This is a genomic window from Tsukamurella tyrosinosolvens, assembly GCF_900104775.1.
Classification (GTDB): domain Bacteria; phylum Actinomycetota; class Actinomycetes; order Mycobacteriales; family Mycobacteriaceae; genus Tsukamurella; species Tsukamurella tyrosinosolvens.
On the sequence record NZ_FNSA01000003.1, the window covers coordinates 2,342,889 to 2,364,205 of the forward strand.

Annotated in this window: 19 protein-coding genes; 10 read left to right on the top strand and 9 right to left on the bottom strand. The window is 70.3% G+C overall.

The window, feature by feature from the left end; all coding sequences use genetic code 11:
• Positions 1-28 precede the first annotated feature (28 nt).
• Entirely contained in the window at positions 29-874 is an 846-nt protein-coding gene (locus tag BLW32_RS12770) for an undecaprenyl-diphosphate phosphatase (RefSeq protein WP_068525600.1), read from the top strand.
• Here the strand turns inward: BLW32_RS12770 and BLW32_RS12775 are convergent.
• Positions 861-1,724: a LysR family transcriptional regulator gene (locus tag BLW32_RS12775; RefSeq protein WP_068741939.1), complete on the bottom strand. Its 864-nt coding sequence runs from the start codon at positions 1,722-1,724 to the stop codon at positions 861-863. The genes BLW32_RS12770 and BLW32_RS12775 overlap by 14 nt on opposite strands.
• A 70-nt stretch (positions 1,725-1,794) precedes the next feature.
• Between BLW32_RS12775 and dapA the strand changes: the two genes are divergently transcribed.
• A complete protein-coding gene (gene dapA / locus BLW32_RS12780; protein WP_068741938.1) occupies positions 1,795-2,691 on the top strand; it encodes a 4-hydroxy-tetrahydrodipicolinate synthase in 897 nt (298 codons plus the stop codon).
• A gap of 4 nt (positions 2,692-2,695) precedes the next feature.
• Here the strand turns inward: dapA and BLW32_RS12785 are convergent, their stop codons facing one another.
• Positions 2,696-4,300 carry a DUF4153 domain-containing protein gene (locus BLW32_RS12785; RefSeq protein WP_139286142.1) on the bottom strand — a complete coding sequence of 535 codons (1,605 nt, stop codon included), beginning with the start codon at positions 4,298-4,300 and terminating at the stop codon, positions 2,696-2,698.
• Positions 4,301-4,398: 98 nt separating this feature from the next.
• Here BLW32_RS12785 and BLW32_RS12790 point away from each other — a divergent pair, with 98 nt between their 5' ends.
• From BLW32_RS12790 to BLW32_RS12800, 3 genes are read left to right on the top strand one after another with little or no spacing between them, the layout of a single operon-like run.
• The gene (locus tag BLW32_RS12790; protein ID WP_068741936.1) at positions 4,399-5,058 is read left to right on the top strand and encodes a histidine phosphatase family protein; all 660 of its coding nucleotides are present in this window, start codon (positions 4,399-4,401) and stop codon (positions 5,056-5,058) included.
• Complete coding sequence (locus BLW32_RS12795; protein ID WP_068525610.1) at positions 5,055-5,636, top strand: DUF3090 domain-containing protein; 582 nt, start codon at positions 5,055-5,057, stop codon at positions 5,634-5,636. Before BLW32_RS12790 ends, BLW32_RS12795 begins: the two co-directional genes overlap by 4 nt.
• A complete protein-coding gene (locus tag BLW32_RS12800) occupies positions 5,637-6,413 on the top strand; it encodes an SCO1664 family protein (protein WP_068525611.1) in 777 nt (258 codons plus the stop codon).
• A 39-nt stretch (positions 6,414-6,452) separates the two neighbouring features.
• Here the strand turns inward: BLW32_RS12800 and BLW32_RS12805 are convergent, their stop codons facing one another.
• Genes BLW32_RS12805 through BLW32_RS28345 form a run of 3 tightly spaced genes read right to left on the bottom strand, consistent with a single transcriptional unit; the run spans position 6,453 to position 9,429 of the window.
• On the bottom strand, positions 6,453-6,638 hold the full coding sequence (locus BLW32_RS12805) for an SCO6045 C-terminal-like domain-containing protein (RefSeq protein WP_068741935.1): 186 nt from the start codon (positions 6,636-6,638) through the stop codon (positions 6,453-6,455).
• 2 nt (positions 6,639-6,640) lie between these two features.
• Positions 6,641-7,492 carry an MbnB/TglH/ChrH family RiPP precursor modification enzyme gene (locus BLW32_RS12810; RefSeq protein WP_068741934.1) on the bottom strand — a complete coding sequence of 284 codons (852 nt, stop codon included), beginning with the start codon at positions 7,490-7,492 and terminating at the stop codon, positions 6,641-6,643.
• A gap of 5 nt (positions 7,493-7,497) precedes the next feature.
• On the bottom strand, positions 7,498-9,429 hold the full coding sequence (locus BLW32_RS28345; RefSeq protein ID WP_068741933.1) for a TIGR04222 domain-containing membrane protein: 1,932 nt from the start codon (positions 9,427-9,429) through the stop codon (positions 7,498-7,500).
• Between the two features lie 248 nt (positions 9,430-9,677).
• Here BLW32_RS28345 and mshC point away from each other — a divergent pair, with 248 nt between their 5' ends.
• Both mshC and BLW32_RS12825 read left to right on the top strand, forming a co-directional pair.
• Complete coding sequence (gene mshC / locus BLW32_RS12820) at positions 9,678-10,922, top strand: cysteine--1-D-myo-inosityl 2-amino-2-deoxy-alpha-D-glucopyranoside ligase (protein WP_068741932.1); 1,245 nt, start codon at positions 9,678-9,680, stop codon at positions 10,920-10,922.
• Positions 10,923-10,947: 25 nt separating this feature from the next.
• The gene (locus tag BLW32_RS12825) at positions 10,948-11,259 is read left to right on the top strand and encodes a hypothetical protein (RefSeq protein ID WP_068525617.1); all 312 of its coding nucleotides are present in this window, start codon (positions 10,948-10,950) and stop codon (positions 11,257-11,259) included.
• Between the two features lie 15 nt (positions 11,260-11,274).
• Here BLW32_RS12825 and BLW32_RS12830 read toward each other — a convergent pair whose 3' ends face one another.
• Entirely contained in the window at positions 11,275-12,165 is an 891-nt protein-coding gene (locus tag BLW32_RS12830; RefSeq protein WP_068741931.1) for a PAC2 family protein, read from the bottom strand.
• Positions 12,166-12,191: 26 nt separating this feature from the next.
• On the opposite strand from BLW32_RS12830, the gene metH reads away from it, so the two are divergent.
• Positions 12,192-15,797 (top strand): methionine synthase, encoded by a 3,606-nt coding sequence (gene metH, locus BLW32_RS12835; RefSeq protein ID WP_068525619.1) that lies wholly within the window; start codon positions 12,192-12,194, stop codon positions 15,795-15,797.
• A gap of 6 nt (positions 15,798-15,803) precedes the next feature.
• Positions 15,804-15,980, top strand: coding sequence for a hypothetical protein (locus tag BLW32_RS27520; protein ID WP_156486417.1), 177 nt, complete (start codon positions 15,804-15,806; stop codon positions 15,978-15,980).
• 16 nt (positions 15,981-15,996) lie between these two features.
• On the opposite strand, the gene BLW32_RS12840 is transcribed toward BLW32_RS27520, so the two are convergent.
• Positions 15,997-16,530 (bottom strand): Uma2 family endonuclease, encoded by a 534-nt coding sequence (locus BLW32_RS12840; RefSeq protein WP_068741930.1) that lies wholly within the window; start codon positions 16,528-16,530, stop codon positions 15,997-15,999.
• 77 nt (positions 16,531-16,607) lie between these two features.
• On the opposite strand from BLW32_RS12840, the gene BLW32_RS12845 reads away from it, so the two are divergent.
• Entirely contained in the window at positions 16,608-17,483 is an 876-nt protein-coding gene (locus tag BLW32_RS12845; RefSeq protein WP_068741929.1) for a DUF2268 domain-containing putative Zn-dependent protease, read from the top strand.
• Here BLW32_RS12845 and BLW32_RS12850 read toward each other — a convergent pair.
• The gene (locus tag BLW32_RS12850; protein ID WP_068741928.1) at positions 17,470-19,182 is read right to left on the bottom strand and encodes a bifunctional metallophosphatase/5'-nucleotidase; all 1,713 of its coding nucleotides are present in this window, start codon (positions 19,180-19,182) and stop codon (positions 17,470-17,472) included. The two genes, BLW32_RS12845 and BLW32_RS12850, sit on opposite strands and share 14 nt — an antisense overlap.
• A 58-nt stretch (positions 19,183-19,240) precedes the next feature.
• Positions 19,241-21,310: a serine/threonine-protein kinase gene (locus BLW32_RS12855; protein WP_074850551.1), complete on the bottom strand. Its 2,070-nt coding sequence runs from the start codon at positions 21,308-21,310 to the stop codon at positions 19,241-19,243.
• Positions 21,311-21,317: the final 7 nt, after the last annotated feature.

A 21,317-nucleotide genomic window follows, 5' to 3' on the forward strand; every position in this document is an offset into this window, starting at 1 on the left:
CTCAGGCCGGTAGCCTGCCCGGGTGGACATGACGTGGTTGCAGGCGATCGTGCTCGGCTTGGTGCAGGGATTGACGGAGTTCCTCCCCGTCTCGTCCTCGGGGCACCTGCGGATCGTGTCGGAGCTCTGGTTCGGCGATGATGCCGGCGCCTCGTTCACCGCGGTCACGCAGCTGGGCACCGAGGCGGCGGTCCTGATCTACTTCGCCCGCGACATCTATCGCATCGTGGTGGCGTGGTTCCGTGGGTTGTTCGACGCGGGCGAGCGGGGTGTGGACTACCGGATCGGCTGGTACGTGATCATCGGCACGATCCCGATCGGGGTGCTCGGCTACCTGTTCAAGGACGAGATCCGCACGGCCGCCCGGAACCTGTACCTGGTCGCGACGATGCTCATCGTCTTCTCGATCGTGATCTTCGCCGCGGAGTACGTGAGCTCGAAGGTGTACGCGAACCGGCAGCGCTCGCTGGAGCAGGTCACGGCCCGCGACGGCATCCTCATGGGCCTGGCACAGTGCCTGGCGCTGATCCCCGGCGTCTCCCGCTCGGGCGCGACGTCCAGCGCGGGCCTGTTCCTCGGTCTGCAGCGCGAGGCGGCGGTGCGCCTGTCCTTCCTGCTGGCGATCCCCGCGGTCACGGCGTCGGGCCTGTTCAGCCTCCCGGACGCCTTCAAGCCCGCCGGGGAGGGGCTGCACGCCTCGGGGCCGCAGTTGCTGGTCGCGACGGTGATCGCGTTCATCGTGGGCTACGCGGCGATCGCCTGGCTGCTCAACTTCGTGGCGAAGCACTCGCTGAACTGGTTCGTGGGCTACCGGATCGCGGTCGGCTTCCTCGTGCTCGGCCTGCTCTGGGGCGGGGTCATCAGCGCGACGTGAGCGCCGTCCGCGCCGCCCCGATGAGGGGGTCGCGCGCCGCGCCGCGCCGATAGGCCAGCGCGGTGTGCCGCGCGACGTCGAGCGGGGTGAGCAGCACGTTCTCGGGCACGTCGACGGCCGCGAGCTCGGGGATCACGGCCACGCCCTGCCCGGCTTCGACGAGCGCCAGCACGGCGGCGAAGTCGTCGGTGCGGTGCCGCACCCGCGGGGTGAAGCCCGCGTTCTCGCAGGTCCGGACGGTGGCGTCGTCGCACAGCGTGCCGACGGTTCCGGAGATCCACCGCTCCTCGGCGCAGTCCGCGAGCGCGCGGGGCCGGTCGCGGCGGGTCGCGAGGTGCACGGCCTCGTCGAACAGCGGCTCGGTATCGAGCGCGGGCTCGTCACGAGCGGGGAGGCAGTCGTAGCTCTGGATCAGCGCGACGTCCAGCCGCCGTGAGCGCAGTTCCTCGGGTGCCGTGGCGGGGTCGATCTCCGTGACCCGCACCCGGAGCAGCGGATGGTCGCGCGAGAGCCGCAGGAGCGCCGGGGTGACGACGGTCCGCATCGCGGAGCTGAACGCGCCGATCCGCAGCTCGCCGGCCACCTCGGTGCCGAGCGCGTCGAGCTCCGCCTGGGCGCGCTCCAGTCGTTCGAGCACCGCGTCCGCGTGGCCGACAAGGATGCGGCCCGCCTCGGTGAGCCGGACGCTGCGCCCGGTGCGCTCCAGCAACGGCCGCCCGGCCTCCTTCTCCAGCGTCGCGAGCTGCTGCGAGACGGCCGACGGCGTGTAGTCGAGCGCCTGCGCGACGGCCGCGATGGTGCCGCGCAGGGAGAGTTCGCGGAGGAGCCGCAGGCGGTGCACATCGAGCATCAGCTCAGCTTACGCTCGACATCGCGATCTCGCGCTGGACCTTCCGCTCATCGTGCCGGAACCTGAGACCATGCAGCTCACCGGCCTCCACGTCCCGCTCGTCACTCCCTTCGCCGCCGACGGCACCGTCGACCTCGCCTCGCTCGAGCGCCTGGCCCACGACACCCTCGCCGACGGTGCCGACGGCCTGGTCGCGCTCGGCACCACCGGCGAGCCCGCGACCCTGACCCCCGCGGAGCGGGTCGCGGTGATCGACCGGATCGGCGGCGTCTGCACCGAGCACCGCGCCGTCTTCACCGTCGGCGCGGGCAGCAACGCCACCGCCGACACCGCCGACGCCCTCGGCGGGATCGACCCGCGGGCCGACTTCGCGCTCGTCGTTGTCCCGTACTACACGCGGCCGTCCGAGGCGGGCGTCGTCGAGCACTACCGCCGGATCGCCGCCGCGAGCCCGGTGCCCCTGATCGTCTACGACATCCCGCAGCGCACCGGTCGCACGCTCTCGCTCGACACGCTCCTCGACCTCGCCGCCATCGATGGAGTGGGCGGGTTCAAGCACGCCGCGGGCGCCGTCACGGAGACGACGGTGCGGCTGCTGGCCGCGATCAACACGTCGACTCCGGGCGCCGTCTCGGTCCTGGCGGGCGACGATCCGTTCGCCGCCGCGGTGCTCGCGCTCGGCGGGCACGGTGCCATCTCGGCCAGCGCGAACGTCGCGGCAGGGGAGTTCGCGGCACTGCTCGCGGCGTGGCGCGAGCACCGGCTCGAGGAGGCCCGCGTCATCGGCGGCGCGCTCGCCGGCCTGTCCGCCGCCCTGTTCGCCGAGCCCAACCCGACGGTGATCAAGGGCGTCCTCGCCGCGCAGGGCCGGATCGCCACGCCCGCCGTGCGCCTCCCGCTGCTCCCCGCCTCCGACGGTGCCGTCGCCGCCGCCGTCGAGCTGGTGCGCGTCACCGTGGCGGCCTGACGGGTCACCGCGTCGTCGAACGCCCGTCCCCGCACGCGTCCGTGTCGCGCTTGGATTCGATCGTCACGGCGTCGGCGCGGCTGCGGCCGAGGTTCCAGTCGAGCCAGGACCGGTCGTCGGAGAACCGCGGCCGGACGGCACACTGCGCGAGGTCGGGCGGGAGCTGGGCGATCGCGGGTCGGGCGTCGGGGCCGAGGGTGGCGAGGTAGTCGACGTCGACCTTGCCGGACTCCCGGAACCGCTCGACGTTGTGCTCGGCGACCCACGCCTCCGGATTCATCACGCCGAGACCGAACAGGACGAGCGCCGCTGAGCACACCGCGGCCCGGGGCAGCTGCGCCACGGCGCGCAGTGCGACCGCGAGCGCGGTGAGGATCAGCAGGAGTCCCATCCACAGTTCGAAGGCGTCGACCACGAGCCGCAGCACCGTGAAGCCGTAGGCCTGCTGGTAGACGTGCATCCGGTACAGCGCGGAGGCGACCACGACGAGCGCGAGGGCGCACAGCGTCCCGAGCGCGACGGACAGCGCGAGCCGATCGGAGCGCGTCTCCCGCGGTGCCGCCCACCAGGTCAGCCCCACGACGACGAGCGCGAGGAGCGTCGCGACGGTGAGCTGGCCGAATCCCTTGTGCACCGACTCGGCGTAGGTGACGCCCGCGGTGCGCTGGACGTAGTCGTGGCCGGCCCACAAGGTGGTGGCCTGCGCCGCGACGAAACCGGCGAACATGGCGATGACGACCACGAGGGGTGCGAGCCACTCGAACCGCTTGAGCGCGCGCCGGTCCGCGAACGGTGTGGGACCGAGAACGCGGCCGGGCGGGTTGATCGCGGTGTACCCGATGCCGACGGCGAGCACGGTGACGACCGCCGCGAGCGCCGCCCGCCCGAAGAGTTCGTCGCCGTCGAACCGGGGGAGCAGCGCCTGCACCCATGACCCGAAGACCGCGTCGCCCGTCGCGAACAGCGCGCCGAAGACCACGAGCGCGGCGACGCACAGCGCGAGGGTCCGCAGCACCGGCCAGCCGATCGGCAGCCGGCGGACCGTGCCGACGGTGCGCTTTGCCCAGGGCGCGGCCCGGAGCAGCGACAGCGGCCAGAGCGCGGCGCTGACGGCGATGTCGCGCACCGTCCGCGCCCCCGAGAGCGCCGAGAACACCAGCGGCACTAGGGCCAGCACCACCAGGGCGGCCAGCCATCCCGCGGCCCGCAGGACCAGAAGCGACGTCAGGCCGGCCGCGATCGCGCCCACCGCCCACGTGAAGGGCGAGCGCCGGTTCCTGGCGAACGTGAGCGGCGCGAGCAGCAGCGCCGCGGCCACCAGGAGGCCGGCCACGGACGTGACGCCGTGATCGGGGAGCAGCACCGCCGCGAGCACGCCGACCACGATCGCCCCCGCCAGCAGAGCCGGCCGCACTGGCACGTCGCGGTCGGGCCAGAACGCGCCGAAGAGGACGTCGGTGCCCGATTCGGGCGGCAACGGCGGGCCGTACACGCGGACAGGCTCACCCGGCCGCAACGGTGGAATCGGGGCCTGGACCGGCCCGTCGACGGGGTTCCGCGCGGGCGACCAGGATCCGGTCGGCCCGTGCGACGGCGGGGGAAGTGTCATCGCTCCTCCTTCGACGATGCGCACCCCGGGTCCCATCCACGACGGTGCGCCAAGACTTTGAAATAGTGTACGTGGCGCGCACGCATAGACTCGGGAACATGACCGTGATCCTGCTGCGCCACGGCCGCTCGACCGCGAACACCTCCGGGGTGCTCGCGGGCCGGGCCGAGGGCGTCGCGCTCGACGACGCCGGCCGCGCCCAAGCCGCCGACCTCGTCGGCCGCCTCGCCGACGTCGACCTGGTGGCGGCCGTCCGCTCCCCGCTCCTGCGCTGCGAGCAGACCCTCGCACCGCTCGCCGCCGCGCACGGCCTCACGCCCGAGGTCGACGACCGGCTCGTCGAGGTCGACTACGGCGCGTGGACCGGCAGGGCGATCAAGGACCTCCTGCAGGAGCCGCTGTGGAAGGTCGTGCAACAGCAGCCGTCCGCGGCGGTCTTCCCGGACGGGGAGGGCCTCGCCGACGTCCAGGCCCGCGCCGTCGCGGCCATCCGTGAGGCCGACCGCCGGTTCACCGAGGAGCACGGCCCCGGCGCCGTGTGGGTCGCGTGCAGCCACGGCGACGTCATCAAGGCCGTCGTCGCCGACGCGCTCGGCACGCACCTCGACCAGTTCCAGCGGTTGTTCGTCGCGCCGGCGTCGGTGTCCGTCGTGACCTACGGGCCGGCGCGCCCGCTCGTGCAGTGCGTCAACTCGTCCGGTAGCGTCACGCTGCCCAAACGTCCAGCCAAGGAGGCCACGGTGGGAGGCGAGGCATGAGCCGCTCCGTCCATGTTTTCCGCACCCCCGACAGGTTCGTCGTGGGCACCGTCGGGCAGCCCGGCGATCGTGCCTTCTACCTGCAGGCCGTGCACGAATCCCGCATCGTCTCGGTGCTCCTGGAGAAGCAACAGGTCGAGGTGCTCGCCGAGCGGATCGCCGCGCTGCTCGACGAGGTGGCCCGCCGCTTCGGCACCGCGATGCCCGGCGCCGACACGCCGGTCACCGACCTGCAGCCGCTCGTGATGCCCGTCGACGCGGAGTTCCGTGTCGGCACCATGGGCCTCGGCTGGGACTCCGAGGAGAAGGCGGTGGTCATCGAGCTGCTCGCGATCACCGAGCAGGAGCTCGACGAGTCCGTGGTGCTGGCCGACGACGCCGAGGAGGGACCCGACGCGGTCCGCGTCTTCCTCACGCCCGTCGCGGCGCGCGAGTTCGCGAACCGCTCCGAGAAGGTGCTCGGCGCCGGTCGTCCGGCGTGCCCGCTGTGCGGCGAACCGCTCGATGCCGACGGGCACATGTGTGTGCGCCTCAACGGCTATCGCCGTGGCTCCGCCTTCGGCGCCGAGGACGAATAGGTGGATCTCACGGTGGACCTCGAGAGCGCAGACCTGACGATCCTCGGCCGGATCACCAGCGCCTCCAACGCCACCCTCCTGTGCGATCTCGGCGACACGGGGGAGCGCGCGGTCTACAAGCCGATCCGCGGCGAGGTGCCGCTGTGGGACTTCCCCGACGGGACGCTCGCCGGCCGCGAGGTCGCCTCGTACCGGGTGTCCGAGGCGCTCGGCTGGGGCCTCATCCCCGAGACCGTGCTGCGCGACGGCCCGCTCGGCCCGGGGATGGTGCAACGGTGGGTCGTCGAACCGGACGACAGCCCGGAGCTCATCGACCTGTTCCCGCTCGACGGGGTGCCCGACGGCTATCTCAAGGTCTTCACCGGCTACGTCGAGGATGCGGACGCGCCGGACGGGATCGCCGAGGTCGCACTCGCGCACGCCGACGACCCGCGGCTGCGCCGCCTGGCCGTGCTCGACGTGCTCATCAACAACGCCGACCGCAAGGGCGGCCACGTGCTCACCGGCCCGGACGGCCGCGTCCAGGGCGTCGACCACGGCATCTGCCTGCACGCCGCGCCGAAGCTCCGCACGGTGCTGTGGGGCTGGTCCGGGCGGCCCGTCGGCGACGAGCTGCTCGCCGACGTCGAGTCCTTCCGGGCAGCCCCTCCGGACCTGACCGGACTGATCACCGACGAGGAGCAGGACGCCCTCGTCGCGCGGGCGGCGGTCCTGCTCGAGCTCGGCGCGATGCCGCTGCCGACACCGAGCCGGCCGATCCCGTGGCCGCCGTTCTGATCTCGGCCGTCCCGCCCCGGACATGACGACGGAGCCGGGTCAGCCCCGCCGCGCGCGCCACCAGCGCCGACGGTGCGCCGGCACCGCATGAGCGGCGTGCGCGTCGCGCTTGTGGCGGCACACCGCTCCGGCGGCCGCGACCTCGTCCGGGTCGAAGCCCTCGGGCACGGGACCGTCCGCGACGAGGGCCCGGACCAGCGCCTCCTGGCGCTCCCGCAGGCTCATGCTCACTTTTTCCGCGCGTGCTGCGTGATCGGCGCGCAACCCGCTGCCGCGGCGATCGCGTCGAGTTCGTCGAAGAGCTCGGCGGCGGGCGGGTAGCGCCCGTCACGCTCCAGCATGAACGGCACGTCCACGCGTTCCCGCAGCGCCGTGACCAGCGCCAGCACGCCCGCGTTCACCGGGTCGGTGTGCGTGTCGTGGTAGCGGCCGCCGCCCTCGGACCCGCCGGCGACGTGGCTGTAGGCGATCCGGTCGACGGGCAACCGGGACAGCTCGTCCTGCGGGTCGCGGCCCCGGTTGAGGGCATTGGCGTAGACGTTGGCCACGTCGAGCACGAGCAGGGCTCCGGTGCGCTCCAGCAGTGCGGCGAGGAACTCCGCCTCGGTGTACTCCTCCTCGGGCCAGCGCAGGAACGCGGCGATGTTCTCCACCGCGAGCGGTACCGGCAGGGCGTCCTGCATCCGCGTGATGTTGCGGACCAGAACGTCGAGTGCTTCTCGCGTGCGCGGCACGGGCAGGAGGTGCCCGGCCTCGATGCCGCCCGCACGGACGAAGGCGATGTGCTCGCTGACCAGGGGAGCGTCGAGGGCCTCGGCGCAGGCCGTCAGACGGTGCATCCGTTCCGGCTCGAGCTCGTCGGCCCCGCCCAGCGAGAGCGCGACGCCGTGCGGCACCAGGGGGACCCCGCGGTCGCGCAGCTCGACGAGCAGCGGGTCGGGCTCGGCGCGGCCCCGTCGGATCCGGACGGATTCGGCGATGACCTCGCAGAACCCCGGTCGCAGGTCGGCGATCACGCCCGCGATCTCGCGCCGCCAGCCCAGGCCGAGCGGTCCGAGGGCGGGGACGGTGCCGGTCATGGCGCTCATCCTCCGCACCCGCCGCAGCCGCCACAACCCCCGCAGCCCCCGCAGCCTCCGCCCCCGTCGCCGCCGCAGGAGGCGCCCCCGCACGACCCGCCGCCCTCACCGGAGGCCTCGGCGCTGCCGGCCAGCTCGACGTTCTCGGCGAACGCCCCGTCGAACTGCCACAGGGCGGCCGTGCCGAAGACGGCCACGGACGGTCCGACGGCGGCGGAGCCGTACGTCGCCCAGGCGGGCTTCCGGGAGGGCGCGAGGTACTCCAGGCGGTCCTTCTCGGCACGGAGCAGTCGCTTCCCGGCGCGGGTGTCACGTCCGACGGACCACAGGTGCGGAGCCACGACGATCGTCGTGATCAGTCCCGGCACCAGGAACCCGGTCACGAGCGGAACCTCGTGGTGCCCCAGCACGACGAGGCGCACGAAGGCCGTGATCACGCCGCCCACGGCGGCGGCGGTCACCGGGGCGGCGCCGAGTCGCATCCGCCAGCGGTCCGCCTCGGAGCGCAGGTAGCCCCGGGCGGCGACGCGCTCCTCGAGCGCGTCGAGCTCGTCCGACAGCGCGAGGGTGACCTCGTTGACCGTGTACGACGACACGTCGTCGCAGTACGCGTGAACGGCACGGACGAACGGGTCGGCGTCCCGCGGCAGCGGCGGCCCGGACATCTGCCGTACCGAGCTCACGTGTCCGCCCGTGCGCAGCTCGGCCAGCGCCACGACGACGGGGGCCTGCCGGCTCCGCACGCACGCCAACTCGACGGGTGTCAGCGGCGGTTCGCCGACGCGGCGCCGACGGGGCGCGGTCACGAATCGCCAGGCCAGAGCGAACGCGATGCCGCCGAGGAGCAGGAGCAGGAACCACCGGGTGTCGGTGGGCAGGAGTGTTTCGAGGACGCGCTCGAGCGTGGTGCGGGACATGACGTTCACCTCCTGGTGAGTGGATCGGCGAGACCGCGGCGCCCTCGCTGCTGAAGGGCCGGTGCGTGGAACAGGTCGGAGCCGAGAGGGGCGGCTCAGCCTCCGCAGCCGCCCCCGCCGCCGCAGCCGCCTCCTCCGCCGCACGACGATCCGCCGCCGCTGCAGGAGGATCCGCCGCAGGTGAAGGAGCTGCCGCAGGACGATCCGGAGCCGCCGCTGCCGGTCCCGCCCGCAACGGCCATCGCCGCCGCGTACCGGGGGTCGATCTGCCACAGGGCGGCGGTGCCGAAGAGGGCGACGGACAGGCCCACCGCCGCGGCGCCGTAGGTGCCGAAAGCCGGCCGCAGCGACGGCCGCAGGTAGCTCGCGCGAGCCTGCTCGGCCGCGAGGAGCCGCTTTCCCGCGCGGGTGGTGCGCGGCGCCGATGCCAGCGGGGGGGAGGAGGAAGACCGCCGTGAGCACGGACGGGACGAGGAAGGACATGACCGCCGCCTCTACCGGATAACGCCCGGTGATGGCCAGTACGGGCGTGCACAGGACCCCCGCGACCACGACGGCGGCGAGCGGCATCGCACCGAACCGGGTGCGCCAGCGCTCACTGCTGGTGCGCAGGTAGCCCCGCCGTGCGAGACCGTCCTCCAGGTCTCGCAGGGGCTGCAGCTGGTCGTGGAGCAGCAGGGTCACGGAGAACTGCGAGCCGTCGAGCCGGTGCAGCATGCGCCGGGTGAAGTCGTCCGCGGTGGGCGGCAGCGGTCGGGCGGGGTCGGCGCGACCGTCGGCGTCGAGGTGCCCACCCGCCCTGAGCAGGCCCATCGCCGCGACGAGCGGCGCCTGCCAGGAACGCAGGCAGGCGATCTCCGCCACGGTGAGCGGTGGGTGCTCGACGACCGGGCGCCGGACCGCGGTCAGGAAACGCCAGGTCAGAGCGAAGGCGATGCCGCCGAGCAGGCAGTACAGGAACCAGCGGGACTCGGTGGGGAACAGATTGTCGAGGACGTTCTCGAAATCATTGCGGGACATGACATTCACCTCCTGAGACGAGCGGACCTTCAATGGTGGGTAAAGCATGGCGGCAGATCGGGCTACCCGCTAGTAACCGAGGGCAAGAATTTGCTGAGAGTTCGTGTGGCACAGGATCGTCCCTCGTAGGACGGCCGTTCGTTCACCTTCCGTCCCCGCCGGTCCGCGTCGCGGCCCGACGCGAAGGCCTCCGCCGGCCGGGCCCGGGCCGGAATCCACGCCCGGATGAGTGCGCATAGGGTGGGGGTATGCGTTCCTGGCCGACCCCCACCGTCCCCACCGTGCCCGGACCGTCGGTCCCGCTGCGCCTGTACGACACGTCCGACGCGGCGGTCCGCCCCGTCAACCCCGGCGCGGTGGCCGGCATGTACGTCTGCGGTATCACCCCGTACGACGCCACACACCTCGGTCACGCCGCCACGTACCTCGCGTTCGACCTGGTCAACCGAGTGCTGCGGGATAACGGCCACGAGGTGCACTACGTGCAGAACGTGACCGACGTCGACGATCCCCTCTTCGAGCGGGCCGAGCGCGACGGCATCGATTGGCGCGACCTCGGCGCCCGGGAGACGGACCTGTTCCGCGAGGACATGGAGGCGCTCCGGGTCATTCCTCCCCGCGACTACATCGGCGCCGTCGAATCGGTCGGCGAGGTCGTGGACTACGTCGGCAAGCTGCTGGACAACGGATCGGCGTACGTCGTCGACGATGCCGAGTTCCCGGACGTCTACTACCGTTCCGACGCCACGGAGCAGTTCGGCTACGAGTCGGGCTACGACCGCGCGACCATGGAGACGTTCTTCGCCGAGCGCGGCGGCGACCCGGAGCGGCCCGGCAAGCGCGACAGCATCGACCCGATCCTGTGGCGCGCCGAGCGGCCCGGCGAACCGTCGTGGCCGTCGCCGCAGGGTCCGGGCCGCCCCGGCTGGCACATCGAGTGCGCCGCGATCGCCGCGAACCGCCTGGGCGCGACGTTCGACATCCAGGGCGGCGGCAGCGACCTGATCTTCCCGCACCACGAGTACTCCGCGGCGCACGTCGAGGCCGCGACCGGCGAGCGGCGGTTCGCCCGGCACTACGTGCACGCGGCCATGATCGGCCTCGACGGCGAGAAGATGTCCAAGAGCCGCGGCAACCTCGTCTTCGTCTCGAAGCTGCGCCGCTCCGGCGTCGACCCCGCCGCGATCCGGCTCGGGCTGTTCGAGGGACACTACCGCCAGGACCGCCCGTGGTCCGACGAGGTGCTGCAGCGAGCTCTGGCGCGACTCGACCTGTGGCGCCGCGCTTTCCGGGCGTCCTCGGGACCGGACGGCGACGAGGTCATCGCCCGCGTCCGCCGGTACCTGGCGGACGATCTGGATACCCCGCACGCCCTCGCCGCGATCGACGCCTGGGCCGAGAAGGCCGTCACCGTCGGCGGTCCCGACACCGGCGCGCCGGCCGCCGTGGCGACGGCGATCGACGCGCTGCTCGGCGTACCTGCCGCGGCCTGACAGCGCGACACGATATATTGCGCCTGTGAGGACCGTCAGCGAGCTGGCCCCGGATCTGACCGAGGGCGTGTGGACCGTTCAGACCCGCACGTCCACCTACGTGGTCGACCTGGGGGAGATGACCCTGATGCGCGCTCCCGGTATCGGCGGTGATTCCGAGGACGAGCAGTGGAGCATCAGCTCGCTGCGCCGCGACTCGGAGGACATCCCGCTGCTGGGTATCAAGAGCTGCCGGGTGGGTGAATCGGCCCAGTTCTGGGTCCGCGCCGCCGACGATCCGGACGTGCGCACGTGGCGGATCACCACGCCGGTCGTCTCGATCGAGCGGATCGGCTAGAACCGCCCGTCCCGCCTAGGGGCCCGTGCCCGGGTCCCGCCGGCGCAGGTACTTCTCGAACTCCTCCGCGATCGCGTCGGCGTCGATGTGCTGCTCGACGTCCTTCGCCTCCGCGTCGCCGCGCTCCTCGAGCCCCCGCACGTAGTCGGCGACATCCTCATCGTCCTCCGTCATCTCCGTCACCGAGGCCTCCCACGCCTCGGCACGGGTCGGCAGATCGTTGAGCGGCACCGCGAGGTCGAGAACCTGCTCCACCCGCTGGAGCAACGCGACGGTGGCCTTCGGGTTCGGGGGCTGGGAGACGTAGTGCGGCACCGCGGCCCAGAACGAGACGGCGGGGAATCCCGCCCGCACGCACGCGTCCTGCAGCACGCCGGTGATCCCGGTGGGACCCTCGTACCGGTTCTGCTCCAGGCCGAAGCGCTTCGCGGACTCCGCGTCGTAGCCGGCGCCGGTCACCGGGACGGGGCGGGTGTGCGGGGTGTCCGCGAGGAGCGAGCCCAGGATCACCACGCTGTCGATGTGCAGCTCGGTGAAGATCGACAGCAGCTGATCGCAGAAGGCGCGCCAACGGAAGTTCGGCTCGGTGCCACGGAGCAGCACCACGTCGCGGTCCGCCTTGGGCGGCCGGCACACGGAGAGCGTGGTCGACGGCCACTCGACGGCCCGGGTCACCCCGTCGACCTGCTTGATGATGGGCCGGTTGACCTGGAAGTCGTAGAAGTCGTCGGAGTCGACCTCGGTGATGAGCTGGGCGTCCCAGGTCAGTTCGAGGTGCTCGACGGCGCCCGACGCGGCGTCACCCGCGTCGTTCCAGCCCTCGAACGCCGCGATGAGGACCGGGCGGTCGAGCTTCGGGAAGGACGTCACTTCGATCAGAGTACGCGCCGGTCGTGCGGATTCGATTTGCCCGCACCCACTACCCTGGGACTATGACCCGTACGCATCAGCAGCCGCTGCAGTCGAGTTTCCTGGAGGCGGCCTCGAGCCGTGTTCTCATAGGCGACGGTGCGATGGGCACGATGTTGCAGGCAGCGGACCTGACCCTGGACGATTTCCTGGGGCTGGAGGGCTGCAACGAGATCCTCAACGACACCCGGCCGGACGTGCTGGAGGGGATCCACCGTGCGTACTTCGCCGCCGGCGCCGACGCGGTGGAGACCAACACCTTCGGCTGCAACCTGAGCAATCTCGGCGATTACGACATCGCCGATCGCATCCGGGAACTGTCGGAGAAGGGCGTCGCGATCGCCCGGAAGGTCGCCGACGAGTTCGCTGCGGACGGCACGCCCCGGTTCGTCCTGGGCTCGATCGGGCCCGGGACCAAGCTGCCGACGCTGGGCCACACGTCGTTCGCGGTGATCCGCGACGCGTACGCGGAGGCCGCGCGCGGCATGCTCGACGGTGGCGCCGACGCCTTCCTCATCGAGACCTGCCAGGACATCCTGCAGTCGAAGGCCGCGGTGCTGGGCTGCCATGCCGCGATGGAGGAGTTGGGTCGGCGGATCCCGATCATCGTGCACGTCACGGTGGAGACCACCGGCACGATGCTGCTCGGTTCGGAGATCGGTGCCGCGCTCACGGCGCTGGAGCCGCTGGGCATCGACATGATCGGGCTCAACTGCGCCACCGGCCCGGCGGAGATGAGCGAGCACCTGCGGCACCTGTCGCGGCATTCGACGATCCCCGTCTCGGTCATGCCGAACGCGGGCCTGCCCGTGCTGGGCAAGAACGGCGCCGAGTACCCGCTCACTCCGGAGGAGCTGGCGGAGGCCCTGTCCGGGTTCGTCGCCGAGTTCGGGCTGAGCTTCGTCGGCGGCTGCTGCGGTACCACCCCGGAGCACATCCGGCAGGTCGCCGAGGCGGTGCGCGGAACCGAGCGCCTGCAGCGGGTTCCCGAGACCGAGAGCGCGGTCAGCTCGCTGTACACCTCGGTGCCGTTCGCGCAGGACAGCTCGATCCTGATGATCGCCGAGCGCACGAACTCCAACGGCTCCAAGGCCTTCCGCGAGGCGATGCTGGCCGGCGATCACGACAAGTGCGTCGACATCGCCAAGGACCAGGTGCGCGACGGCGCCCACATGCTCGACCTCAACGTCGACTACGTCGGCCGCGACGGCGCCGCGGACATGGCGGCGCTGGCGTCCCGGTTCGCGACCGCGTCGACACTGCCGGTGATGATCGACTCGACCGAGCCGGCGGTGATCCGGGCCGGCCTGGAGCACCTGGGCGGACGGTGCGCCGTGAACTCGGTGAACTACGAGGACGGCGACGGCCCGGAGTCGCGGTTCACCAAGATCATGGAGCAGGTCGTGGCGCACGGCGCCGCGGTCGTGGCTCTCACGATCGACGAGGAGGGCCAGGCCCGCACCGCCGAGTGGAAGGTGCGGATCGCCGAGCGGCTCATCGCCGACCTCACCGGCAACTGGGGCCTGTCGCTCGACGACGTCATCATCGATCCACTGGTCTTCCCGATCTCCACCGGCCAGGAGGAGGTCCGGCGCGACGCACTCGAGACCATCGAGGCCGTGAAGATCCTGCACGCGAAGTACCCGAGCCTGCACTTCACCGTCGGCCTGTCGAACGTCTCGTTCGGGTTGAACCCCGCCGCGCGGCAGGTGCTGAACTCGGTGTTCCTGCACGAGCTCACGGAGGCCGGGCTCGACTCCGCGATCCTGCACGCGTCGAAGATCCTGCCGATGAGCAGGATCGAGGACGTGCAGCGCGAGACCGCGCTGGACCTGGTCTACGACCGCCGCGGCCTCGACGGGCTGCAGTCGCAGGGCGACCCGGACTACAACCCGCTGTCGAAGCTGATGGAGCTGTTCGAGGGCGTCTCGGCGGCCGGTGCGCGTGAGTCCCGCGCGCAGGAGCTCGCGAAGCTGCCGCTGTTCGAGCGGCTGGAGCGGCGCATCGTCGACGGCGAGCGGGAGGGCCTGGACGCCGATCTGGACGCGGCGCTGCAGGAGAAGCCTGCGCTGGCGATCATCAACGAGACGCTGCTGTCCGGCATGAAGACCGTCGGTGAGCTGTTCGGCTCCGGCCAGATGCAGTTGCCCTTCGTGCTGCAGTCCGCCGAGGTGATGAAGGCGGCCGTCGCCTACCTCGAGCCGCACATGGAGAAGTCGGAGGACGACGCGGGTAAGGGCCGGATCGTGCTCGCCACTGTCAAGGGCGATGTGCACGACATCGGCAAGAACCTCGTCGACATCATCCTGTCCAACAACGGCTACGAGGTGGTCAACATCGGCATCAAGCAGCCGATTGCCGCCATCGTCGAGGCCGCGGAGGACAAGCACGCCGACGTGATCGGCATGTCCGGCCTGCTCGTGAAGTCGACCGTGGTGATGAAGGAGAACCTCGAGGAGCTCAACACCCGCGGCCTGGGGGAGAAGTACCCCGTGCTGCTGGGCGGCGCTGCCCTGACCCGCGCCTACGTCGAGAACGACCTGGCGGAGGTGTACGCGGGCGAGGTCAGCTACGCCCGCGACGCCTTCGAGGGCCTGCGTCTGATGGACGACATCATGGCGCTCAAGCGCGGCGACGGGCCAGACCCCGACAGCCCCGAGGCCCTGGCGGCTGCGGAGAAGGCCCGCGAGCGCAAGGAGCGGCACGCCCGCAGCCGCCGTATCGCCGAGAAGCGCAAGGCCGAGGCGGCGCCGGTCGTGGTGCCGGACCGCTCCGACGTGGCGCTGGACTTCGAGGTTGCCACCCCGCCGTTCTGGGGCACCCGCGTCGTCAAGGGCATCGCGATCAGCGAGTACGCGTCCCTGCTCGATGAGCGCGCACTGTTCTTCGGCCAGTGGGGCCTGCGCGGCGCCCGGAAGGGCGAGGGCCCGTCGTACGAGGAACTCGTGGAGACCGAGGGCCGGCCCCGGCTGCGGTACTGGCTCGACAAGCTCAAGGCGGAGAAGATCCTCGACCACGCCGCCGTCGTCTACGGCTACTTCCCGGCGGTGAGCCACGGCAACGTCATCGACGTGCTGGAGTCACCGGAACCCGATGCGCCCGTGCGGTACTCGTTCGAGTTCCCGCGGCAGCAGCGGGGCCGGTTCCTCGCGATCTCGGACTTCATCCGCGACCGCGAGACCGCTATCGCGCGCGGCGAGGTCGACGTGCTGCCCTTCCAGCTGGTCACCATGGGGCAACCGATCGCCGACGCCGCGAACGAGCTGTTCGCGGCCAACAGCTACCGCGACTACCTGGAGCTGCACGGCATCGGCGTTCAGCTCACGGAGGCGCTCGCGGAGCGCTGGCACCAGCGGGTGCGGCAGGAGTTGATCCTGCCCGGCGGTCGTAAGGTCGCCGACACGGACCCGACGGCGGTCACCGACTTCTTCGACCTCAAGTACCTCGGCGCGCGCTACAGCTTCGGCTACGGCGCCTGCCCGGACCTCGAGGACCGCGCGAAGATGGTCGACCTGCTGCAGCCCGAGCGGATCGGCGTGGAGCTGTCCGAGGAGCTGCAGTTGCACCCGGAGCAGTCCACCGACGCCTTCGTCCTCACCCACCCCGAGGCGAAGTACTTCAACACCTAGGCCGCGATGGACGACTACCGCCTGCACCTGCAGGCCGGCGAGCCGGGCGACGAAGACGCCTGGTTCTGGCGTCTCGACGACGCCGCCGGCCTGCAGATCGCGGCGTCCTGGGCGGCATCGCTCGCGGACGCCCTCGACGCCGTGAAGCGGGTGTCCACAGACCTCGGCCTGGACGACGCCTGACGGCCAGGGGTCTGGGTCAGCGCAGCGCGGACAGATCGACGACGAGGGGGAGGCGTCCGTCGACAGCGATGCGGTCGGCCACGGTCGGGCCCTCGTACGCGCCGTCCACCAGTGTGAGGACCTCGGCGGACGGGCCGTCGAGGTCGACGATCCAGTAGTGCAGAATCCCGGTGGCGGCGTACTCGGCGCGCTTGATCACGCGGTCGGTGCGCCGGGACCCGGGCGACAGGATCTCGACGGCAAGGAGTACGTCGGCCGCGGTGAGCGGATCCGGCACACTGGACGCGAGAACGATCACGTCGGGCTGGCGCACCGTCGCGGGCGTGCGTTGCAGGACCACGTCGACCTCGTCGTAGACGTCGAAGCCCGCAGGCAAGTGCACCTCGATCGCATTGGCGAGGCGGCGGATCGCCCGCGCGTGCGCGCGACGTGGACTCGGTGACACCTCCAGTACCCCCCGGCACAGTTCGGCGCGCCGCAGCGATTCGTCCTCCCCCAAGGCGAACCAGTCCTCCAGCGTGAGCAACGCGGGATCGGATGCGGCGGTCATGGCCCGATGCTACTGCGAACATCCGACGCGGGAAACGGCTTGACCCTCCCGTCGGGGGAGGCCCTACCGTCGCGGACATGAAGATCACCGTCCTGGACACGTACGCCGCGATGCACACGATCCTGCACGCCCCGGCGGGGGAGCGCGTCGCGCTGCTGGAGGAGATGTGGCGGCCCGTCGCGGGGATGTACCGGTACTTCCCGGGCCCCGTCGACCTGGTGGCGATGCACGCCGCGTCCTCCGGCTTCCCGCTCGACCGGGACACCGAGGCCTGCCTCGACGCGATCGAGCTGCTCCGCGCCGCGGACGCCTGGGGCCGGATCGAGCGGGCGCTGCGGACCGCCGCGGACCGGCTGGCGGAGTCACTGCGCCGCGTCGACCTCCCCGAGGTGACGGTCCTGCTGGTCGTCGGTGATCCCGGTGATCGGATCTACCTCGACGAGGCGCTCGGCCTCACCGCGAACGGCAGTGTCACCGGCTACCTGTACCTGAACGTCTGGCCGTCGCCCGAGAACCTGGACCGCGTGGAGGCGATGGCGGTCCACGAGTTCGACCACAACGTGCGGTACGCGCCCGGCGGCGTCGTCTGGGACCCGGCGACGGTCACCGTCGGGGAGCAGATCGTTTCCGAGGGCCTGGCGGACGCCCTCGCGCGCGAGCTGTACGGCGACGCGCTCGGCCGCGCGCGGATCGGGGTGCCGCACCGTCACGACGATGCGCTGTACGCGCGGGTCACCGCGAACCTCGGCATCACCGGCATGCAGAACTTCGCGTCGTGGGTCCTCGGCGACGCCCTCGCGGGGCGGTTCGGCGCGCCCCCGATCGGGATCCCGACGGGCGCCGGCTACGCCGTCGGCAACCGCCTCGTCGACGCCTACCTGGCAGCGACGGGACTCTCCGCGAGCGAGGCCGTGCACGCCGACGCCCGCGAGATCATCGCTACAGCTTCGTGATCCGGCTGGTGGGTACCTGCAGTTCCGGGGTGGCCTGCAGGTACTTCTCCAGGGCGTCGAGGTCGATGCCGCCGACGGTGAGATCGGTGGACCGGGTGAAGACGCTGAAGCCGTCGCCGCCCGCGGCGAGGAAGTTGTTCGTGGTCACCCGGTACTTCGCGACGGGGTTGAGCGGCTGGTCGCCGACCTTGACGCTCTCGCGCACCACCTTTCGGTTGGGCGCGCCGTTCGGGTCGTAGGTGTACGAGATGCCCGACGGCGCCAGGATCGTCGTCTTGGCGGGGTTCTGCCACTGCTGCTCCAGCAGGTCGATGATCTCCTGGCCGGTGAGCGAGACGGTGACGACCTGGTTGCCGAAGGGCTGCACCGTGTACGCGGCGCCGTAGGTCACATCGCCGCCCTTGAGGTCGGCGCGGACGCCGCCCGGGTTCATGAGCGCGATCTGCCCGGCGGCCTCGTTCGGCGGGCGGGTGGTGAAGAGCATCGCGTCGGCGATGACGTCGCCGAGGGGGGAGTCACCGCCGGGGAAGGCCTCTCGCTTCAGGTCCGTCGGGATCTTCCCGATCACCCGGTCGGCGCGGGGCTTGGCCTCCTTCTCGTAGAACTCGACGAGCCGCTGCGTCGCGGCGTCGGCGGGGATGTCGCGCCGCACGACGCGGTTGACCGCCGTGGCCTTCGCCGCGGGCCCGCTGAAGTCGAGCGTGATGTCGGTGATGAGGCGGCCGTAGGACGCGGCCTGCGTCACGGTGCGGCCGTCGATGGTGCAGTTGTAGGCCTGGTGCGAATGCGCCGTGACGATGGAGGTGACGGCCGGGTCGATCCGCTTCGCGAGGTCGGGGACCGGCGCCGAGACGTCCTGGCACGCGTTCGGCTCGGCCTCACCCGAGCCCTTCTGGGAGCCGCCGTCGTGCATGGTCGCGACGATGGCCTGCGCGCCGGCGGCCTTGATCTCCGGAACGTACTTGTTGATGGCGTCGGCCTCGTCGCCGAAGCTGTACCCGCGCACCCCCTCCGGCGCGACGATGGTCGCGGTCTCCGGGGTGACGGTGCCGATCACGGCGATCTTCTTCCCGCCGGCCTCGAACATCTTCCACGGCACGGTGCCGGGCGGCAGCTGGCCGTCCGCGTTGGTGACGTTGGCGGCGAGGTACTGGTAGGCGGCACCGGTGAAGGGCTCGCCCGGCTCGCAGCCCTGCGGTGCGCAGCCGCCCTTCTGCAGCCGCTCCAGCTCGATGGTGCCGTGGTCGAACTCGTGGTTGCCCACCGAACTGGCCTGCAGGCCGACGGAGTTGAGGAACTTGATCGTCGGCTCGTCGCGGAACAGGGCCGACACGAGCGGGCTGGCGCTCACCAGGTCGCCCGCCGCGACGGTGAGGTTGTTCGGGTACTGCTTCTTCAGCCGCTGCAGGGCGGTGGCGAAGTACGCGGCGCCACCGGCCTCCGTGCCGCCGATCTTCCCCGTCGAACCGGTGGGCGGTTGCAGGTTGCCGTGGAAGTCGTTGAACGCCAACAGGTGCACCTGGTCCGGGTTCGCGGCCGGGAGGTCGTCGACGCCGGGCACGGAGAAGCTCGCCTTCGCGGTCGACGATCCGGCGGCGGAGGACGACGGTGCGGCGTCGTTCCCGGAGGTGCCACAGCTCGCGAGGAGAGCGGCGGTCGCGGTGAGGGCCAGGGCGGTGTGCAGCCTGCGAGTACGCATGGTTCGAACTCAAGCACAATGACCCGTCGTTCGGGTGACGAACAAGTGAACAGGGCCGTCACCGGCGAGTAGCGTCAAGCACATTGATTTTGGTCTGGACTTTCTCTCCGGGACGCGAGCCATATGCAACGACAATGTTCCTACCGCTACCATCAAAGACTAATGTAGCTCTCGAGCTGGACTCTCGTGCGATGGACCGCTGCCCCGCAATGGAACGCGACTTCACATCTACTAGGTAGACAACCGAGGAGCGATCCCGCGACTCCGTGACAACCGCAAGAAGGCCTCCATCAGGGCTAAGCACCAGGCCTTCCGCATCCTGAATATCGATATACTCCAGAGCGTTCGACCTGGACGAATCAAAGACCGAGACGCGCCGACGTTGGTCCGAACCTGTTGACTGGAGGCTATTGTAGCCGATCGCCACGAACACTGCACCGCCGTCCGTTGCGGTAGCAATCGAGGACGCGGTTCCTTCCAAAGAAAGGGAAACTTCTCCCGCTGAGCGAAGGACGGATGAAAGTTTCGAGTACGAGTAGTTGTCAGAAACCGCGTTCGCATAGAGAACTGATCCGTCACTATTGGTGGCGAGCTTCGGCACTAGGGTGCGAAGTTTTGGCAACACCGCAGTCGACTCATCAGTCAAATTCACACGTGTCACTGCATTTGAAAACGTCTTCGCGTCGTAGCTGGTAACGTATGCTAGATTTCCGCTAGAGGCCACAACTGCGTTCGTCGGACGTCCGGCCACCGCAACTGAAGCACGATTCACCCCCGAGCCGGGATCGAAAACGTCGACCGAGTTATTGTCGGGGCAGAATCTCATCGCAGTTTGAGTGTCCACGGACGCCGCTAGTCCGGCCCCCCGCGCGCAGTTCGCCTTAAGCAAGACAGTCGATCGGTAAGTGGTAGGCGACAGCGACCAGACACTGCCGTCTTCGTCGCCTAAGAGGTACACGTCGCCCGTAGCACCCTTGGTCCGCATCAACGAGCTACTGTTCATATCGACAGTAATTGTTTTCACCAAGGCGAGTTCCTGCGGTGATTCAGAATTCCCAGTGGCTCGCATCACAGCCAATGCTGTGGCGGATAACGCTACGGCGCCGATAATGACAACACCGGCGAGCGCCGCCCGAGTATGCGATCTCCCATTTCGCTTCGGCTGACGCGCAACTTCCGTCTCTGCCTCGTCAATTCCCTTCGGTTGCTGAGCGAGAGCTTTGGGCAGCGCTTGAACATGATGTATTGTCGATTGAATAGGGGTCACTGACGTCCGCATTTGACCAACAGAAGACTTTTTCAGCGCCAAGGTGAACTCGCGGCACGAAGCGTAGCGATCCTTCGGATTCTTCGCCAGCGCTCGCTCGAAGACGAGGTCCACTCCCGCTGGCAAATCTGGTCGCCTCGCAAGAATGGATGGAACGGGGGTATTGAGGTGGTCGTACATCAGCGCGGGTGCACCAACGGACTCGAACGGCCCAGCACCCGTGAGCAACGCGTACGCGGTTGCTGCAAGGCTGTACTGGTCCGCAGCCCCGGTGATATTCGTTGAGTCCGTTATTGCCTCCGGACTGATGAACGCCATCGTTCCAACAGTGATGCCCGTTGAAGTCAGGCTCGTAGATTCGCCCATTGCTTTGGCGATCCCGAAGTCGGCCAACTTCACCTGTTCTACCCGACCCGCGTGGAAAGTCACCAGGATGTTAGCGGGCTTCACGTCGCGGTGCGTGATCGCTTTCCGCTGGTATGTGTAGTCCAGGGCGGACGCGGCACCGATCAACACGGGCAGGGCCACATCGAGTGGCATGGGTCCTTCGGTTCGTACCAGGGCAGCCGCGTCGATCCCGTCGACGTACTCCATCGTGAGCCACAGACGACCATCCTCGGATTCACCGCGATTGTGCAGCGTGACGATATTGGGATGGCTCAGGCCGGCAAGGAGATCCGCCTCGCGCGTGAAGCGTGCCCTGAAGTCCTCGTCCCGACTGATGGCATTGTCGAGCAGCTTGAGGGCCTCCTGTCTGGGCAGCGTCGGGTGCTGCACCAGGTAAACGGCCCCCATACCGCCCGAACCCAGCTGCCGAATGATGCGATATCCGCCGATCTCCGGCGATTCCCCCTGATCCACATCTCGA

Excerpts from the sequence above, each read along its gene's own strand:
- BLW32_RS12770 (WP_068525600.1), top strand. The coding sequence starts at position 29 with ATGACGTGGTTGCAGGCGATCGTGCTCGGCTTGGTGCAGGGATTGACG.
- BLW32_RS12775 (WP_068741939.1), bottom strand. The coding sequence starts at position 1,724 with ATGCTCGATGTGCACCGCCTGCGGCTCCTCCGCGAACTCTCCCTGCGC.
- dapA (WP_068741938.1), top strand. The coding sequence starts at position 1,795 with ATGCAGCTCACCGGCCTCCACGTCCCGCTCGTCACTCCCTTCGCCGCC.
- BLW32_RS12785 (WP_139286142.1), bottom strand. The coding sequence starts at position 4,300 with ATGACACTTCCCCCGCCGTCGCACGGGCCGACCGGATCCTGGTCGCCC.
- BLW32_RS12790 (WP_068741936.1), top strand. The coding sequence starts at position 4,399 with ATGACCGTGATCCTGCTGCGCCACGGCCGCTCGACCGCGAACACCTCC.
- BLW32_RS12795 (WP_068525610.1), top strand. The coding sequence starts at position 5,055 with ATGAGCCGCTCCGTCCATGTTTTCCGCACCCCCGACAGGTTCGTCGTG.
- BLW32_RS12805 (WP_068741935.1), bottom strand. The coding sequence starts at position 6,638 with ATGAGCCTGCGGGAGCGCCAGGAGGCGCTGGTCCGGGCCCTCGTCGCG.
- BLW32_RS12810 (WP_068741934.1), bottom strand. The coding sequence starts at position 7,492 with ATGACCGGCACCGTCCCCGCCCTCGGACCGCTCGGCCTGGGCTGGCGG.
- BLW32_RS28345 (WP_068741933.1), bottom strand. The coding sequence starts at position 9,429 with ATGTCCCGCAATGATTTCGAGAACGTCCTCGACAATCTGTTCCCCACC.
- mshC (WP_068741932.1), top strand. The coding sequence starts at position 9,678 with ATGCGTTCCTGGCCGACCCCCACCGTCCCCACCGTGCCCGGACCGTCG.
- metH (WP_068525619.1), top strand. The coding sequence starts at position 12,192 with ATGACCCGTACGCATCAGCAGCCGCTGCAGTCGAGTTTCCTGGAGGCG.
- BLW32_RS27520 (WP_156486417.1), top strand. The coding sequence starts at position 15,804 with ATGGACGACTACCGCCTGCACCTGCAGGCCGGCGAGCCGGGCGACGAA.
- BLW32_RS12840 (WP_068741930.1), bottom strand. The coding sequence starts at position 16,530 with ATGACCGCCGCATCCGATCCCGCGTTGCTCACGCTGGAGGACTGGTTC.
- BLW32_RS12845 (WP_068741929.1), top strand. The coding sequence starts at position 16,608 with ATGAAGATCACCGTCCTGGACACGTACGCCGCGATGCACACGATCCTG.
- BLW32_RS12850 (WP_068741928.1), bottom strand. The coding sequence starts at position 19,182 with ATGCGTACTCGCAGGCTGCACACCGCCCTGGCCCTCACCGCGACCGCC.